General features: G+C 60.3%; 10 protein-coding genes and 1 pseudogene. 8 read left to right on the top strand and 3 right to left on the bottom strand.

All coding sequences use genetic code 11. The annotated features are described in order from the left end of the window. Positions 1-5 precede the first annotated feature (5 nt). Positions 6-3,401 carry a TM0106 family RecB-like putative nuclease gene (locus tag TSA1_RS30840; protein ID WP_100179612.1) on the top strand — a complete coding sequence of 1,132 codons (3,396 nt, stop codon included), beginning with the start codon at positions 6-8 and terminating at the stop codon, positions 3,399-3,401. Between the two features lie 695 nt (positions 3,402-4,096). Beyond that, positions 4,097-6,109 (top strand): ParB/RepB/Spo0J family partition protein, encoded by a 2,013-nt coding sequence (locus TSA1_RS30835; protein ID WP_174719144.1) that lies wholly within the window; start codon positions 4,097-4,099, stop codon positions 6,107-6,109. Between the two features lie 241 nt (positions 6,110-6,350). Here the strand turns inward: TSA1_RS30835 and TSA1_RS39090 are convergent, their stop codons facing one another. Continuing rightward, the gene (locus TSA1_RS39090) at positions 6,351-6,548 is read right to left on the bottom strand and encodes a hypothetical protein (RefSeq protein ID WP_145984402.1); all 198 of its coding nucleotides are present in this window, start codon (positions 6,546-6,548) and stop codon (positions 6,351-6,353) included. Positions 6,549-6,812: 264 nt separating this feature from the next. Between TSA1_RS39090 and TSA1_RS30830 the strand changes: the two genes are divergently transcribed. Both TSA1_RS30830 and TSA1_RS30825 read left to right on the top strand, forming a co-directional pair. Continuing rightward, a complete protein-coding gene (locus TSA1_RS30830; RefSeq protein ID WP_100179610.1) occupies positions 6,813-7,124 on the top strand; it encodes a DUF736 domain-containing protein in 312 nt (103 codons plus the stop codon). Positions 7,125-7,774: 650 nt separating this feature from the next. Beyond that, positions 7,775-8,098, top strand: a complete 324-nt coding sequence (locus tag TSA1_RS30825) for a DUF736 domain-containing protein (protein WP_100181431.1) — start codon at positions 7,775-7,777, stop codon at positions 8,096-8,098. Positions 8,099-9,053: 955 nt separating this feature from the next. On the opposite strand, the pseudogene TSA1_RS30820 reads toward TSA1_RS30825, so the two are convergent. Then, a pseudogene (locus TSA1_RS30820) lies at positions 9,054-10,308 on the bottom strand (3-phosphoshikimate 1-carboxyvinyltransferase). Between the two features lie 755 nt (positions 10,309-11,063). Then, on the bottom strand, positions 11,064-11,678 hold the full coding sequence (locus TSA1_RS40125; RefSeq protein ID WP_174718671.1) for a hypothetical protein: 615 nt from the start codon (positions 11,676-11,678) through the stop codon (positions 11,064-11,066). On the opposite strand from TSA1_RS40125, the gene TSA1_RS30810 reads away from it, so the two are divergent. The 4 genes from TSA1_RS30810 (at position 11,629) to TSA1_RS30795 (ending at position 17,147) form a co-directional block, all read left to right on the top strand. Further along, a complete protein-coding gene (locus tag TSA1_RS30810) occupies positions 11,629-11,880 on the top strand; it encodes a helix-turn-helix domain-containing protein (protein ID WP_100179608.1) in 252 nt (83 codons plus the stop codon). The genes TSA1_RS40125 and TSA1_RS30810 overlap by 50 nt on opposite strands. Positions 11,881-12,308: 428 nt before the next feature. Next, the gene (locus TSA1_RS30805; protein ID WP_100179607.1) at positions 12,309-13,205 is read left to right on the top strand and encodes a helix-turn-helix domain-containing protein; all 897 of its coding nucleotides are present in this window, start codon (positions 12,309-12,311) and stop codon (positions 13,203-13,205) included. Further along, positions 13,202-13,807: a helix-turn-helix domain-containing protein gene (locus TSA1_RS30800; protein WP_100179606.1), complete on the top strand. Its 606-nt coding sequence runs from the start codon at positions 13,202-13,204 to the stop codon at positions 13,805-13,807. Before TSA1_RS30805 ends, TSA1_RS30800 begins: the two co-directional genes overlap by 4 nt. Next, the gene (locus TSA1_RS30795) at positions 13,794-17,147 is read left to right on the top strand and encodes an ATP-dependent helicase (protein WP_145984401.1); all 3,354 of its coding nucleotides are present in this window, start codon (positions 13,794-13,796) and stop codon (positions 17,145-17,147) included. The genes TSA1_RS30800 and TSA1_RS30795 overlap by 14 nt, the downstream gene beginning before the upstream one ends. Positions 17,148-17,185: the final 38 nt, after the last annotated feature.

Below are 17,185 nucleotides of genomic sequence, written 5' to 3'. Positions count from 1 at the left end.
GGAAAATGTACAAAGTCGCGGGAACGCTCAACCTCAGTGCCGGCGATCTGGTGGGGCATCTGAACTGCCGCTATCTGACATCGCTCGACCTCAAAGTCGTCGACGGTGAGTTGGACAAGCCCAAGATCTGGGATCCGGTGCTCGAAGTACTGGCCGAGCGGGGGACGCTGCACGAACGCGAATTTGTTGAGCACCTCAAGGCCGATGGTCGAACCGCAACGGTTGTGGAAGGCGTTGGCGTCGACGCTAATTCGCTCGCAGCCACCAGCGCCGCCATGGCCCGCGGAGACTCGATCATCGTCCAGGGCGCGTTGCAGGCAGGGCGCTGGAATGGCCGCGCGGACATCCTCACAAGAGTCGAAACCCCGAGCCGCTTCGGCGGCTGGTCGTACGAAGTCATCGACACCAAACTTGCGCGACAGACGAAGGGCAGCACGATCCTTCAGATCTCGCTCTATTCGGATCTGTTGTCCGAGATTCAGCAGGCCGAGCCGACATCCGCACTGGTCATTACGCCTGGCACCAACTTCACGCCGGAGACGTACCGAGTCGCCGATTACGCAGCCTACTACCGGCATGTGCGCCGCAGCCTGGAGGAGGCCGTGTCGGGACCGCTCTCGCGCTCCGTCTATCCCGAGCCCATCGACCACTGCGAGATATGCCGGTGGCGGCGGCACTGCGACAAGCGAAGGAGGGCGGACGATCACATGTCGCTCGTCGCCGGCATCAGCAAATCGCAGATGGGCGAACTGGAGAGGAATGCGGTGGAGACGATGGCCGCGCTCGCCGCCCTGCCGTTGCCGCTGCAGTGGAGACCCGAAAGGGGAAACGTCAAAAGCTTCGAGAAAATCCGCGAACAGGCCCGCCTACAAGTCGAAGGGCGCGAGAGCGGTGCGGTCCTCTACGAGACCTTGCCGCCCATCGCGGGATTCGGCCTGTCGCGGCTGCCCGAGCCTTCCCAAGGCGACATATTCTTCGACTTCGAGGGCGATCCGTTTGTAGGCGACGGCGGATTGGAATTCCTCTTCGGATACACATACTCCGACGCAGGCGGCCAGCCGCAATACGTCGGCGATTGGGCTTCCAACCGTCAGGAAGAAAGGATCGCATTCGAGCGTTTCGTCGATTTCGTGACGGATCGACTCAAAACCTATCCGGACCTGCACATCTACCACTTCGCGCCTTACGAACCGGCGGCGATGAAACGGCTCATGGGCCGATATGCGACGCGCGAGAACGAGGTTGACAGTCTGCTGCGAGCCGAAACCTTCGTCGACCTCTATTCCGTCGTCCGACACGCCATCAGAGCGAGCGTGGAAAGCTACTCCATCAAAAAGCTCGAGCCTCTTTATTCCTTTGTCAGAACCGTTCCGCTCGTCGACGTCGGGGCGGTGATGGCGCGGACGCAGGCACGGCTGGAGTTGTCGGACGCGGCCGGCATACCCGAAAGCGACAAGGAAGCGATCAGGGGCTACAACCGGGACGACTGCTCCTCGACGGATGCTTTGCGACGTTGGCTTGAGTCGGTTCGGGCCGAGGTCATCGCCGGCGGGGCGATCGTCGACCGGCCGGCGCCGGGGACGTCGGAGGTCAGCGCCGAACTCGACGAATGGCACAAGAAGGTCGCCGCGCTCGTCGAACGTCTAATCGCAGGCGTGCCGGACGATGTCGCGGAACGAAGTCCCGAGCAGCAGGCGCGCTGGCTTTTGGCGTTCATGCTCGATTGGCACGGGCGGGAGAACAAGGCCGTCTGGTGGGAATACTTCCGGCTTCGAGACCTGTCCGCCGAAGATCTGCTTCACGAGCGCGACGGGATTGCGGAGCTGGCGTTTCTGCAGCAAGTCGGCGGGACAGCCAAGGTCCCGGTCCATCGGTATCGCTTCGCGCTGCAGGACACCGACATCCGCGTCGAAGACAAGTTGCACAGCATCGGCGGCGACGATTTCGGACGGGTCGTCGCGATGTCGCTCGACGACCGTACGATCGACATCAAGAAGCGCGGAGACACGGCCTCGTTGCATCCCGACGCGGTCTTCACGCACAGCTTCGTCGGCACTCAGGTTCTCGCCGATTCGCTGATGCGGATTGGCGAGTACGTGGCTGACCATGGAATGGTCGGGGAAGGGGATCATCGCGCTGCCCGCGATCTGTTGATGGCGGCGGCTCCGCGACTGATGGGGCAGCAATTCCAGGTGGACGGCGAGACGACCATGGAGGCCGCGATTCGGACAGCGCTCAACCTCGACAGCAGCGTCTTTCCGGTGCAAGGCCCCCCGGGGGCGGGAAAGACATATACCGGCGCTCGTATGATCTGTGCTCTCGCCAAGGAGGGGAAGAAGGTCGGGATCACGGCGAACAGCCACAAGGTTGTCCGCAACCTTCTGGACGAGGTCGTCTCCACCGCTCGCCAGCAGCGTCTTCCGATCGAATGCATCCAGAAGCCATCGGAAAAGGAGGATGATCTCCCGGGACTGCGCTTCACGACGGACAACGCTGCGTTTCTCGATGCGCTTGATTCCGACTGCATGGTCGGAGGTGCGACCGCCTGGTTCTGGGCCCGACCCGACGCGGCGGGGATCGTCGACGTTCTGTTCATCGACGAAGCCGCCCAGATGTCGCTCGCGAACGTTCTCGCCGTCTCGCAGACCGCGCGAAGCATCGTTCTGTTGGGCGATCCGCGGCAACTCGAACAGCCGATCAAGGGGAGCCATCCCGACGGCGTCGACGTCTCCTCTCTGGACCACATCCTCGGTCCCCACGCCACCGTACCTCCCGACCGTGGCCTCTTCCTACCCGAGACCTGGCGCCTGCATCCGCAGATTTGCTCTTTCAACTCCGAGATGTTCTACGACGGCCGCCTGCATCCCCACCCTGGCCAGGAGAATCAGAAGATCACGTCGACTGGTAAGCTTAACGGCGCCGGTCTCCGCTATCTACCTGTCGCGCACGACGGCAATCAGAGCTCGTCGAGGGAGGAAGCCGACGCGATCCGCGACCTCGTTTTTGAAATTTTAAGTGCAGGAACGACCTGGACCAATCGCGACGACGCCGAGGCGCCGGTCGGTTTGGACGAAATCTTGATCATCGCTCCCTACAACGCCCAGGTGTTCGAGCTTCAGGAGCGCATCCCCGGTGCCCGCATCGGGACCGTGGACAAGTTCCAAGGACGCGAAGCCCCCATCGTGATTTATTCGATGACGACATCCAGCTACCTGGACGCTCCCCGCGGCATGGAGTTTCTCTACAGCGCTAATCGATTGAACGTGGCCACATCACGGGCGAAATGCATCTGCGTCATCGTGGCATCTCCTCGATTGTTCGAGGTGGAATGCAGAACGCCCCGACAGATGCAACTCGCGAATGCTTTTTGTCGATATCTGGAGTTGGCGACGCATCTCTAGTCGGCAGAACTCGCATTGGAAGTCGGCTAAATACAAGGGTGCATATTTCCCTGCGCAACTGACAGGTTGGGCACCATTTCGTTGGGATTGGGCGCGTGCGGTTATCGCCGCACCGGGCTCTCGTGAACCGAGCCGTGTTGCGTCTCGGCCTTCGGCTTCGATCCCTCGCGCAAGCACATATAATGTGTCGCTCGCCGGAGGCACTCGCACGAAGGGCTGCCGCTTCGCGGCACCGCTATCACTGCCCGTCGCGCGGGTGCCTTTTTAACCGGTCTCGCGACTGCACTCGGTCCCGGGTCCCGCCGCTATGCGTCGGCGCTATGCTGACCCTCTTGCGGGTGCCTCTTTTGATTTTCTCACTCTTGCCTTGTTCTCTCCTGCGCTGACTTGCTCAATATTCCAACGCTCGAGATCTCAGGGGCTCCGCCCCTCGCGCGCGCCAGGGTAAAGCGCCGGCTGGCGCCGGCGCCGCCCCGAGCGGTCTCCCCGGTCTTCCGCGCTTCGCTCATCCTGTCGACTTTGACCGCATGGCGCACACGCTTGTGCAGACCCGCTTCTTGCGAGCGGCCCTTGCGGGCGGGTGATACCCCTCCGCTCGGGTCGCCCTGGCACTTGCTACCCCCGGTCTCGCCGACGGGCAGGGGTGCAGGCGCGTGGTGCGCCTTGCACCCATGGAAGCAAAAGGAAGAATGATCATGTCGGCCAAATCAGTTGAAATCATTCCCGCGAGCGGAACGGAGGTTCTCATTTCGCTCAACAGGCTGAAGAAATCTTCGAACAATGCGCGCAAAACGCCGCATAGCGAGGCGGCGATTGAGGGGTATGCGGCGAGTATCGCCGCCAAGGGCATCTTGCAGAATCTGGTGGTTGAGCCCGAGCTTGACGGAGAGGGGGGAGCGACGGGGTTCTATTTGGTGACCATCGGCGAGGGCAGACGGCTTGCCCAGCTGCTGCGGGTGAAGCGGAAGGAGATAAAGAAGACTGAGCCGATCCGCTGCATCGTCGACACCACGAATGACCCCCACGAGATCAGCCTGGACGAGAACGTCACCCGAGAAAACATGCATCCCGCCGACCAGTTCGAGGCGTTCAGGAGGCTCGCGGAGGAGCGTGGCTTTGGTGCGGAGGAGATCGCCGCGCGCTTCGGGATTACGCCGCATGTGGTGCGTCAGCGCCTGCGGTTGGGGGCGGTTTCCCCAAAATTGATCCAGCTCTATCGCGACGGCGATCTAACCCTAGAACAGTTGATGGCCTTTGCCATCACCGACGATCAGGCGCGGCAGGAGAGCGTTTATGAACGCCTGTCCTACGACCGGGATGCCAGCACCATCCGCCGTCTGCTCACCGAAACACACGTCGCCGCAACGGATCGCCGCGCGCGGTTTGTCGGGATCGAGGCCTATATCGCGGCCGGCGGCACGATCCTGCGCGACCTCTTCACCGAGGATCGCGGCGGCTATCTCGAAGACGTGGCGCTGCTCGATCTATTGGTGACGGCACGGCTTGGCCGGGAGGCGGATGCGCTACGGGCGGCCGAGGGATGGAAGTGGACGGAGCCCCACCTCGACTTCCCGCACGCTCACGGCATGCGTCGTGCCTACCCGCATCCGGTCGAACTTTCGGCGGAAGATCAGAGCGCCCTTCAGATTGCTCAGACCGAGTTCGACGAGCTGACCGAGCAACATCAAACGGCCGAGGAACTGCCCGATGAAGTCGATGCGCGGTTCGGTGAATTGGAGAGGCAAATCGATCAGTTGGAGGCGAAACGGCAGGCCTACGATCCCGGTGATGTCGCGCGTGGCGGCGCGTTTGTAATCCTCAATCATGACGGCGCCGTCAGGATCGAACGGGGTTTTATCCGCCCTGAGGACGACAAAGCCCACCCCGAAGCGGGGGAGGACGGCGACGGACAAGCACCGGATGATGCGGGTGCAGGGCACGATCAAGCCACGCGCGATGGTGAAGGAGAGGAGGAAGAAAATGAGGAGGAAGACGGGGAACAGAGGCTGTCTGACACCCTCGTTCGTGACCTCACCGCCCATCGCACCTTGGGGCTGCGCCTTAATTTGAGTGAGCAGCCCGATGTCGCCATCGTGGCCGTCACCCACGCACTCGCTGCACAAATCTTCTATGTCGGGGCCAATGCCCACGTGGTTGGCATTCAACCCGTGAAGACGGATTTGGCCGCGCATGCGGTCGGAATCGAAGACACTCCGGCCGGCAAAGCGTGGTCGGATCGTCATGCCAATTGGGCGAGGCAAATGCCCCGGGACGTCGCCAAGCTGTGGGACTTTGTGGTCGAACTCGACCACGACAGCCGCATGGCGCTGTTCGCCCATTGTACGGCATTGACGGTCAATGCGGTCAAATTACCGTTTGACCTCAGGCCGCGCGCGTTGGCAGCGGCTAGCCGTTTGGCCGGAGCCGTCGCCCTCGACATGACCGGATTTTGGCGGCCGACCGTGCGGAATTATCTCGGCCGGGTTACCAAGGCGGGCATCCTTGACGCCGTCCGCGAAGGCGTTAGCGAGGAGGCCGCCGAACGCATCTCCGCAATGAAAAAGGTCGAGATGGCGGCCGCCGCCGAGCAGTTGCTGAAGGCAACCGACTGGTTGCCGCCGTTGCTGCGCACGGCCAAAACGGAGGATCGGGCCGGTGCGCCGGACAAGGCGGAAGGCCATGATGTCTGCTCGCAAGCAGTGGAGTAAGAGATGAGCCGGGGTCGAGGCGGCCCCGGCAAGCGTCAAATTTGGGCCGCGCACCTGACGGTGCGCGACCTCGCTAATCGAGGCGACGCGTGCGATGATGCTCGCCAGCCCGTCTCCAAAAGCGGGCCACGATCCGTCCGATCTGCGCGCCTGGCAGCGACCTATGAGGCTGTGCCGCGCCTCCTTTTGCAGCGGCGAAGCGATCGGATTGGAGACCGGATGATGTCCAGATCAAGCGTATTCAAAGCGCAATCGCGCGAGTAATTCTGGTCGGCGCCGTCGTTTCCCAGTCCGAAAATGCGGTCGGGTTCGCTTGGTTTGTTCGGTATGCCGTGCTCGCGATTGATACGCGGACGTCGCTTCTTTTTGATCGATCCCGCCGTTTTCCGATGCTGCACTGGGCGTTGGCAGCCAAGATCACCGCCGTCTGTTCGGTCATGGCTCGCGTCCAACGCATCCACGAATGGCTCATCGGGCCCGGGGGACGGCAAGAGCCTCGATCGCCTTCCCGCAACAGCTCACGCCTGCTTTTTTCCCCTGCCGCCAAGCGGCGGCATTCCTCGCGCAAGACAAAAAAGCAGGCTTTCGCAGTCCTCCGCTGCGCTGCGGGCCCAAGGGCTGCGGGCCGATCGCTCCCCGGGCCAAGGATCGCCATCGAGGCTGCGATAGGCGCGGCCTCAACAACAGACAGACGGAGATGACCATGGCGACCATCGGCACTTTCACCGCTTCGGACAACGGCTACACCGGCTCAATCAAGACGCTGACGCTGAACATCAAGGCCAAGTTCGCGGCCTCCGAGAAGGACAACGACAAGGCTCCCGACTACCGGATATTCGCTGGGAACACCGAATTCGGCGCCGCCTGGAAGAAGACCGTTCGCGACAGCGACCGCGAATATCTCTCGGTCAAGCTCGACGATCCGAGCTTCCCGGCTCCGATCTACGCCTCGCTGGTTAAGGTCGACGGAGAGGAGGGTTTCAGCCTGATCTGGTCGCGCCGCTACGGCGACTGATGCCGGGGACCATCGGCCCCGCCTCCTCGAGGCGGGGCTTTTTTGCGTTTCCTGCCCGCTTTGAAGGAAGGCAAAGGGCATTTTCTTCCCTCAAAAGGAAAGCGCGTGGCCACGGATTCGTGGCGCAACTTAAAGCCGGTTCGAGGCGCCGAGTTCGGAATGAATTGAGCTCTCGGGTGGGTTTTTCGTCGGGCGGTTCGCGAACCCAATCGCCGTCTCCGCGGACGATTGATAGCGCTAAATTCGACTTGAGGACCGCACCTTGGATGCGAAACTGAGCCGCTTTGCCGTCGAGATAGTCGGCTCTGCGTCGCGGAAAACTCGAGTTCGCGCATACATCGAATCGTGGTCGAAACGCCGTTTTGTGCGGCGACTGGTGCTCCCGGCAAGGCCTGGCTCCTTCGTCCGAAGGGGACGATTCCCTGCTTGTGGCGCTACGACCTATGGCAGCCGTCCCCCATCCGAAACCCTCGCACGCTTCCTTTTTTCCCCGCCGGCAGGCCGGCTCCTCGCGGCCGCTTCGCTGCAAAAAAGAGCGGGCTCGGGTGCGCCGCTGCGCTTCGCCCCAAGGGTTCGGATGCGGGACGGCCGCCATGACGGTCTCGCCATCGCAGGGCATCGGCGCCTTGCGGCAACGAAGGAGACAGACCATGACCGCGATCGGATTCGTCACCCGCACAACTTACGGCGGCTTCAGGGGCCAGCTCAAATTGCTGCCCGTCTGCGCCGACATCGACATCGTACCAATCCGTGACAAGTCCGGCGATAACCCAGCAGATTTCCGCATCTTCACGCAGGGACTCGAGGTCGGATCCGGCCGGATTTTGACCGGCGAGACCTACGGAACGGACTACGTCAGCCTGTCACTCGCAGCACCTGGCCTTGGGGTCCGTAAGCTCTGCGCCAACCTTGGTCGAACGGTTGGGCTTAACGGTGACGGCAGCTTCTTCCTGATCTGGAATCCTGTCGATTGACTTGAAGTGTTGGGCTCTCGCGCATCGCGCGGGAGCCCATTTTTCTCTCTCGGATTCAAGATTCTGGATATCGCCGGCTGGTGCTAGAGCGCCCGCAACTGGGTGCGCGCAGAAGGGCGAGGGTGCCTGGGCAGTCTGCGAGACATCTTATTTCAATCGATGAAACGCTCTCGCACGCCGTGGAATCTGCCTGGCGCGAAGGTCGTTTCCTTGGCTTTTTCTCTTCGTTCCGATACCGAAAATCGCTCCATCGCCACTGGTATTTGCGCCATTCTATGGGCAGCTCAGAGGCTGGAATTGTTGGCTTGGAAGCGTGCCGAGCGCTCGCTTTTTTCTACAAAATTGGCGTGCTGATGGCATATGGGCGATGCCTTCGGCCCGCGCTCTACTCGTCGCTTCGCTCCTCACCGAGCCACCCTACGGGTGTCTCGGCCCTGCGGGTAACGATCGCTATCGCAAAAGAGAGGAAAGCAAAAGGACAGCGGGAGAGAGGGCAAGATAAAAGCACTGTCGCCGAAAGACGGCTAAGTGGTTGTCTGCACATCCAAGACTTGTTGCTAGTCGCGCGTACGGTGTCGCTACAATGCGGTAAGTCATTTGACTTGCTGATGATGCAAGTCTGTATCAGATCTCAACTGCTTCTAATTGCCGTGAGCGCAGCGGAGTGAGCAACGAGATCTTGTCGAAGCATCTCCGGCCGTTCGCGGCTCGAGTACGAAACCACCCTGTGGTTTCGTGAAGCGCAACGCACCTCGGTCATCCTGTTAGGCGGTTCTGAACAAGTCTCAAGCGAGCCGCGCGCGGCCTCGCGTCGACGTTCCGCGGTGGCGCATGGGGTGGGCTTCGAAGGTGCGCGTCGCACGTGCGTGTTACCGCGCCCCAAGCGGCCAAGCACGCCGGCCACAACCGGGTGCTCTCCGAAACCAAATCTCAAGGGCGAGACGATCGTCGCGGCTTAGGCAGCCCGCGTTTCCACGCCCAGCGAGCGCAGCGCAGCCCAATAGCCGGGATAAGTCTTGCCCACGCACTCGGGGTCCAGAATGACGATCCCGCCGATCCTGAGCCCCGCGAGCGCAAAGCTCATGGCAATGCGGTGGTCTTCGTAGGTCTCGATGCGAGTTGGCAACGTCTGGCCGGCGAGCTTGGGATCGGAGGCGACGATCAGGTCGTCGCCCTCTTCGTGGCCGAGGCCGGGGCGGATGCGCGATAGCTCGGTCGCGAGCGCGCTGATGCGGTCGCACTCCTTTACCCGCAGATTGGCAATCCCGGTGAAGCGCACTGGGGTATCGTTGAAGGCGGCCAGGACTGCTAGCGTTGGAACGGCGTCCTGCATCTGCGAGCCGTCGATCACAGCGGGAAGGCGCGGGAACATTCTGATGAATTTCGCGGCCTGCGCATCAGGTTGTGTGAACGCCTCCATCGGCACGCCGAGGTCGATGCGGCTATTGGTCAGCGCTTCCGCCGCCCAGAGATAGGTCGATGCAGAGGCATCGGGCTCGATGACGAAGTCGGTAGCAGTGTAGCCGGTGGGCTCAATGCGCCATGTGGTGCGATCGACCGGCCGGACCTTCGCCCCAAACGCCGACATCGCGGCGACCGTGAGGTCGACATAGCCGCGCGCATCGAGGTCCTTGCCGGTAAGGGCGACATCGATCGGACCTTCGCCATACGGCGATGCCATCAACAGCGCCGAGACGTACTGGCTCGACAGCGATCCGTCGATCTCGACGCGGCCCGAGCCGAAATGCCGGCGCCCTTCGACCGTCACCGGCGGGCAGCCAGTGGGGGCGCTGGCGGCGATGCCGAGGGAATGCATCGCCGTCACTAGCGGCCCGATGGGGCGCTTGCGCATCGCCTCGTCGCCGTCGACGGTTACCATCCCGTCGCAGAGAGCCACCGCCGCCGTGAGAAAGCGCGTGGCCGTTCCGGCGTTGCCCAGGAACAACGGCTCGTCCGGGCCCCTCAGGAACCCCGTGGTGGTGACGACGAAACTGGTCTCGTCCGGCTCGTCGACCAACACCCCCATCTGCCGGAGCGCCGCCGCCATCAGCGTCGTGTCCTTACTTAAGCGCGCCGGTGAGACGGCATGTGCCGCGGGCGAGGGCTGCCAGCAGCAATGCCCGATTGGTGATCGACTTACTGCCGGGTGGCTTGACCCGCCCGATGAGCGGGTGCGTGGGCGGAATGATGGCGAGCGGAGGCGAGGACATGAGGACGCCAGTGGCATACGATTGTCGCCAGCGCAAGCGGTTGTCTCCCTCCTCCTTGCGGGAAGGGATCAACGGTGGGCACCGGTGACTTTGGCGGCGACGGGCTACAACGACATCGTTTGACGCAACGCCGCTGGCACCCCCCAGGGGATCGACAACTTCAATGCCGATGGCAGATTAGACGTCGTCTAGCATAACGTCGACGGCATGACGGTCGGGAGATGAACGGTGGCACTGAGCTCGCTGACGCCAACCAAAATTCCTTCCTGACGGAGTGGTCATTGCGGCTTCATCACTTCGACATCGTGCAATTTTGAGGAGGCTCGCCATAAGCAGCCGGATAGCGTCGCAACGTTAGCGCACAAAAAACAGCCGCCTCAAGATCGTTCCCGCGTTCGATAGCCCGTCTGCCGGCTGACATTGACGCGCCGACAGAGGTCCTGAATGTTGGTGTTCGAAGCGAGCGCCAATTGTACGAATTCGCTACGGGCTCCACGCCAGGGATGAATCGGCTCGTGACCGTCTCGGCCTTGCGCTGCTGCCGGACCCGCCGCCGCTGCTCCCCAACGAGGAGTATGCAGCGCGACCCGCTCCAGTGCTCGCTGAGCGATCGCCCTCTACTTGTGGTGTGCATCTAGCCATGTGGCCAATGATACTGCGGACTATCGCCGCTCTCAGGCGCAAGCACAAAGCGGCTTCATCCCCCGGCTGCGGCTCCGCTTCCACGCACCATTCTCAGGGATTCGGTTGATGACCTAATCCGACCTATGCTTAATGACCTCGTGCAGAAGAGCTACGGAACGCTCAAGCCGTTCTAACAGCGAACTCAAATCCGTCGCGCTAATCCCCTCCAGCCTCAGATTTTCGACTGAGAATGACCGGGCAATGAGTTGGTCTATTGGCTCGGCTTTAGACGTCAGGTCCGCGACCCCGCTGAGGATAGATCGAATGTATCCGTCCGGCGTAATCGTTGTCGCAAGCGCCAGATTGGCCGCCATCGCCGTCTCAGCGATCGCCGCAGGAAATTCCACATTGCAAAGAATGCTCCCCGTTGCGCGGCTGCGGTAGCCCGCTCGGTAGGTCGAGGGGCCCAAGGGGCCTACCTCGCCGGATTCCCAAAACGCTTCCACCTTATCAGTGGTTGGACACTCGGGCGCTGAACTGTCATGGCGGAACGCAGTGTCGCAGGTGGCCAAGTTTCTATCCTTCGGAACGTACATTTCGACGACGCTATCGATGTAGACGATAGTCAACATTTGCGGCGGAAAATGGGACTCAGAGTCCGTGGATCGATAGTCTTCTGCGACGTTCTTTGGGCCGATGACGGCCGGGAAGAGCGATTTAGGAATAATTGGGGTGGTGGCCGACAACGTCAGGGCGCTTAGGAAGGCGGCTGAGCTCTCGCAGGAAGAGTTGGCCCATGAGGCGGGGGTGGATCGAACCTACATTAGTCAGGTCGAACGTCGCCAAAGAAACGTGACAATCGTGGTCCTGGCGAAAATCGCAACAGCACTGAACGTGACACCGGACAAACTGCTGATCGTACCCTCATCTCGGCGAAGAGGTCCCTAATCCAGCAAAATTTGGAATTGTCCGGGACGCATGACCGCTCCCGGACAGCTCGTCAGGCTCATAACCTGAAGGTCATAGGTTCAAATCCTATCCCCGCAGCCAAGCTTTCTTAAATGATATCAATGAATTAGCCCGCCTTTGGTGGGCTTTTTCATGCCTTACAATAGCTTGCCGCCCGTTACCTGCTATTTCGACAGAAAACCATATATTATCAGCTACTTACAGTAGGCCATTTCCTTCGGTAGCTTTCCGTTACGATTTTCTACATGGCACATGATTGGCACATGATCGGGGTCGATCCTCCGGCACGCTCCAGCAACGAGTTGGAAATTCGCGTAGAAACTACTTTTAATTGAGCTGAGAATTCGCTTCCGCTTTTTTCGCAGTCGCTTCGCTTTATTTGAGTAGTAACAACGAACGAGAGTTCCATGGCCATTCCTGCGGGCGATCCGCCGTCCTCAACCGACCTAGAAGGTTGGCGCGAAGCGATTGCCGACGGCCGCCTGCGAAAATATCGCCTTGAGACGATCGCGGCAGCCTTTCAAGACTTGGGTGAGGCCGATCTTAGAGTCCGTCAGGACCTGGCGAAGCATCTTTCTGGCGCGATCATCGGAATGCTTCGCAAGCGGGTCGATCCAAAGAAGCCTAACGGCGGCGAAGACATCATCTTTGAAGTTCACGAAGTGATCTTTGTGGCGTTGCTGAACCCAGGCACCGCCGATGGCAAACAGCTTCGCAAAGGCTTCGGCGGAATCGTTAACTTCCGCCTGAAAGATGCGCTCGCCCAGTCCCATAGTGATCAAATCGTTCCGGCGCCAAAGCCGAACAAGTCCTCCGCCAAATCGCGGAAGACGTCCGCCACCAAACCCGTCAAGAAAACAGCCGAAGAGATTGCCGCTGAGGTCGATAAAGTCGAGAGTGCCCTAAAGCAGGACGTGGCGGACCCACCGGACGAGACGGCCAATGATGACAAACCACCAGAAGCGGACCACGTCGATGACCGTCCGCCGCCTTACATAATGGATGACGCGGAGATTGACGAAATCGGGCCGGGCAAGAGCGAATACGATCCCAGCTTGATGGTCGCTGTCCAGAATATGGATGGCGAGATCGCCAGACAGCGTATCCTGGCAAAGATACCGGACCGCGTGAGGCAACTTGCATTCTCGCTCCACATGGATCGCGAGCCGCAAGAGGTCATTGCGCGAGCGTGCGGCGTGAGCACACGAACAATCCGGACATGGATTGCAGAAATTCAAGAAGATCTTCAACAGACCAAGGAGGCTCAAGAGCTTCTGATACGGAGAGCTGGAGCGAAGTCATGACCAAAGCAAATCGAAATCAAGAGCGGGACACCGTGCTGTTTGCCTTTCACGAGGCGTTCGAACGGCCAACAGCAACGCAAATTATCGAATGGACTGAGCGCTACCCTGAGTTCGCGGATGATATTCGTGCGCATGCCGCGGTGGCACGAGAGTGGGCCGATGACCAGCACGCCGTTTCTGCTGAAGCCGATGAGAGCCTCCTTTCTGCCGGCTATAGCCGCGCGCTCGATCTGATGCATAAGGCGCGCACGTCGACCAGCGAAGCGCAACGAAGCTTTCAAGACGTTATCGCTGCCCGCGGCATGACCGTTCCCCAGGTTGCGCGCGCGATCGGCATTGACCGAGGCGTCATCGCAGACCTCTTTAGCGGGCGGATGAGCGGTCCCATTCGGAATGTCTTTGTCGATGCGGCGATAGGAGTTTTGACGATGTCGCGCGATACTTTCGCGCGCCTTCACCAGCATGCGCTTAGCAACCCTACGCTTGGGTACGCCAAGGCGACGCACGCGCCGTCGGTCGTAGTCAGGCCATACGACGATATCATTCGGACATGCGACGACCTGACGGAAGACGAAAAAAAGAAATGGCTTGAAGAAGGTTGATATGGACGGCTGGATCGACATTCGACGCAAGGCGCGCGCAGTTCATTCGAAGGCACTCCTTGAAACGGGCGGAGACCGCCGCGCGGAGTTTCTGACTGCCGCCGCCGCAAAAGCGGACGATCTCAAAGTTCGTTATGTCGAAGCAGGCCAAACCTTCGGTCACGGCGTTTTTGGATTGCTCGAACGAGAAAATCTCATCTTGAATGTGCTCAAAGGGCAGAAAAAGCCTGATGAAGCCGTCGTTATCGCCCATGAGCTCGGCCATTTTCACATCCATCTCGATCCCACGCATGAAGTGACCAATCGCTCGGCCGGTCTCGGGGGCGATCCGGTCGAAAATGCAATGGGAAGCGGCGAGGGGTATTCACCGCGAGAACGGAAGGAGGTTCAGGCGGATGTCTTTGCAGGCGAGTTCCTGTGCCCTTCCGATTGGCTGCGCGACCAATTCGTAACGCATGGCAAGCGACCATCCGATATCGCCAAGGATCTTGGCTTGCCGCGTGATCTGGTCCTCCACCAAACGATCCGCGCCCTTTTGCTCCCGCCGCTTACCGAAGCCCCGCCGCCTCAAACCGGCGGGGCTTTTGCGTTGGATGACAGCCAGAAAACCGCTGCACTCTGGGCCGCCGGAAACATCCTTGTTGATGCCGGGCCGGGCACGGGCAAGACCCGCACTCTCGTTTCCAGGGTCGAGCACCTTCTGAAAAGCATCGGCCCTTCCTCCATTCTCGCGCTGACCTTTTCAGACAAGGCCGCAGAAGAGATGCGCGATCGCATTTCAACGATGAACCCTGCCGCCGCTATCGAGATGTGGGCTGGCACGTTTCACAGCTTCGGCTATGAGCTAATTCAAAAGTGGCCTTCGGCAGTGGGGCGATCCCCGAAGGTACGGATTCTGGACGAGGCCGCGCAGCTTGAGCTTCTTGAAGAGAATCTCGACAAACTGCCGTTGCGTTACTATCAAAACCTGTACGAACCGGCGTACGAGTTGGTTCACCTGCTGCGCGCTATCTCGCGCTGCAAAGACGAAGGGGTCACGCCGGCGGAATATCTGGCGGAAGCGCGGGCTATGCAGCAAAGTGCCGCAGACCCGGAGGCAACTGAAAAGGCTGACCGTGCCGTCGAAGTTGCCGAGACCTACGAGATATATCAAAAGGCGCTGCAAGAGGCCGACGCTGTGGACTTTGGAGATATTATTCTCCTTGCTGCAAAGTTGATCAAAGAGAACAAGGAAGTCCGCGCCTACATTTCCGGCTTCAAGCATGTTCTCGTCGACGAATACCAGGACGTGAACTTTGCAAGCGCGCGTATGCTGCAAGAAATCTGCAGCACGGGGTGTTCAGCGTGGGTCGTTGCCGACCAGCGCCAATCCATCTACCGGTTTCGCGGGGCAGAGCCATCCAACGTTGAATCGTTTGCGGCAGACTTTAAGGGAAGCCGTCATTCCTTAAATGTCAATTACCGCTCTTCAGCTCCGATCGTGAGGACGTTTCAGCAATTTTCTTCTGCCATGGGTGACGGTGGCGCCATGGCTGGATCATGGACGGCCAAGCGCGGTGCCGGAGGGCCGGTAACGCTGACTGTCACACCCGATGTGGCTGCGGAAGCTGAGGCTATTCGCGATCATATCGAGCAGCTTCGCCAACAGGGCGTTGCCTATAGCGATCAAGCGATCTTGGCCCGGACGCATCTCACGCTTGCCCGGATCACTACAATTCTCGAAAAGCTTGGCGTGCCATTAGTGTACCTCGGCGATTTATTCGAGCGCGAAGAAATCAGTACACTTTTGTCCCTGCTTTCTATTGACGCCGAGTACGGCGGCCTTGGCTTGATGCGGGTTGGCACGCTGAGCGATTACGGCGCAACCCGCGCGGATGTCCTGGCCGTCATTGATTGGTCGGCGCAAAAAAAGTCGCGCATCATCGACGCCCTTGCAAATATCACTGCGATCCCATCCCTTTCGACTGAAGGTCGAGCGGGGCTTTCTCGGCTCGCGAGCGAATTGGCTGGGCTCGCTGATGTGTCGGCGTGGACGATGCTCACCGAATGGCTCTTTGAACGCAGCAATCATCTTATGCCGCTGTTAGGTGCCAACAATGCTCTCGGGCAACAGAAGCTCATCGCGATCTATCATTTGCTTAAATTTTGCGGCGAGCAGGCGATGGCAGGCCGCAAGGGTAGGAAAGCGCTTCTGGAGCGGGTTCGGAGGCTTGAGGCTCTGAATTACGACAGCTCGTTCCGGCGGGTGGCTTCCGAAGCCTCGGATATGGATGCCGTGCGTGTCATGACGATCCACGGCAGCAAAGGACTTGAATTTCGGGCAGTTCATTTTCCTGCTCTTGCCACGCGCTATATGCCGACTAATCGGCAGGGCAATCGCTGCCCACCCCCTCCCGCTCTTTCTCGCTTGGCTATGCAGCCCTCGGACCATGATGCCGAAGAGGAGTGCCTATTTTTCGTGGGGTTGTCGCGTGCCAGGGATTATCTGTTTCTCAGTCGCGCTGAGTCCTACACGACGACCAGGGCAGGGGAGTCCAAATTCCTGCCCGCGATCCAAAGCGTCGTCGCGGGTCAAAGGTATTCGGGTTCTGGCGGTGTCTACAGCGATGCAACACCGCTCATTCCCCCCGCCCCGCAGGAGCGATACCTGGAACGCGATCTTGAGACATATATGCGGTGCCCGGCGCGCTATCGCTTCACGGTCGTGGAGGGCTTGCGGGGCGGACGGGATGACTCGGCTTACATCTCATTTCACCGCTGCGTGTACCAGACAGTTCGATGGCTGGAGACTGAGCGCGAAGCAGGAAAGACCGTCGGGATAGAGGACGGCCTCCGGCGGCTTTCAGAAACCTGGCAGGCTTCCGACATTGCCGAACATCCGTTCGAGCCTTACTACCGCCGCTCTGCAGAAAGCATGGTCCGCGCGATGGTCGAGGCCATCGCGAAGGAAACGGGCCAATATGCGCGCGATGAATGGGAAATTCCCGTGGGCCGCCATCGCGTTGTGCTCGTTCCTGATCGCGTTGTCGTGACGCCGGAGGGGGCGGTCAGCGTGCAGCGCGTCAGGACAGGTCGAGAAACAAAGTCCGAGCCTGACAAGCCAATCTACGCCCTCCTGCGCCGCGGTGCCGTGCAGCAATTCCCCCGAAAGAAGGTGAGCGTGGAGACTTTCTATTTGGCCGGGGCTAAGTCGGTGGCGACCGTCGCCAAGAACGACGAGAAGGCCATCGGCAAGTATGCCGACGCCATCGCGGCCATCGAGCTTGGCCGGTTTGAGCCCGATCCGAGCGACGACCGTTCTTGCCCTAATTGCCCCTGCTATTTTACCTGTCACGGCTGACTTCCGCTTTTTAGCGGCTCGCATCGCTTTCTCTATGA

The sequence above is a fragment of the Bradyrhizobium nitroreducens genome, from assembly GCF_002776695.1.
Taxonomy (GTDB): domain Bacteria; phylum Pseudomonadota; class Alphaproteobacteria; order Rhizobiales; family Xanthobacteraceae; genus Bradyrhizobium; species Bradyrhizobium nitroreducens.
The sequence above is the reverse complement of the archived record's forward strand: the minus strand, read 5'-3'. Positions and strand labels throughout refer to the sequence as shown.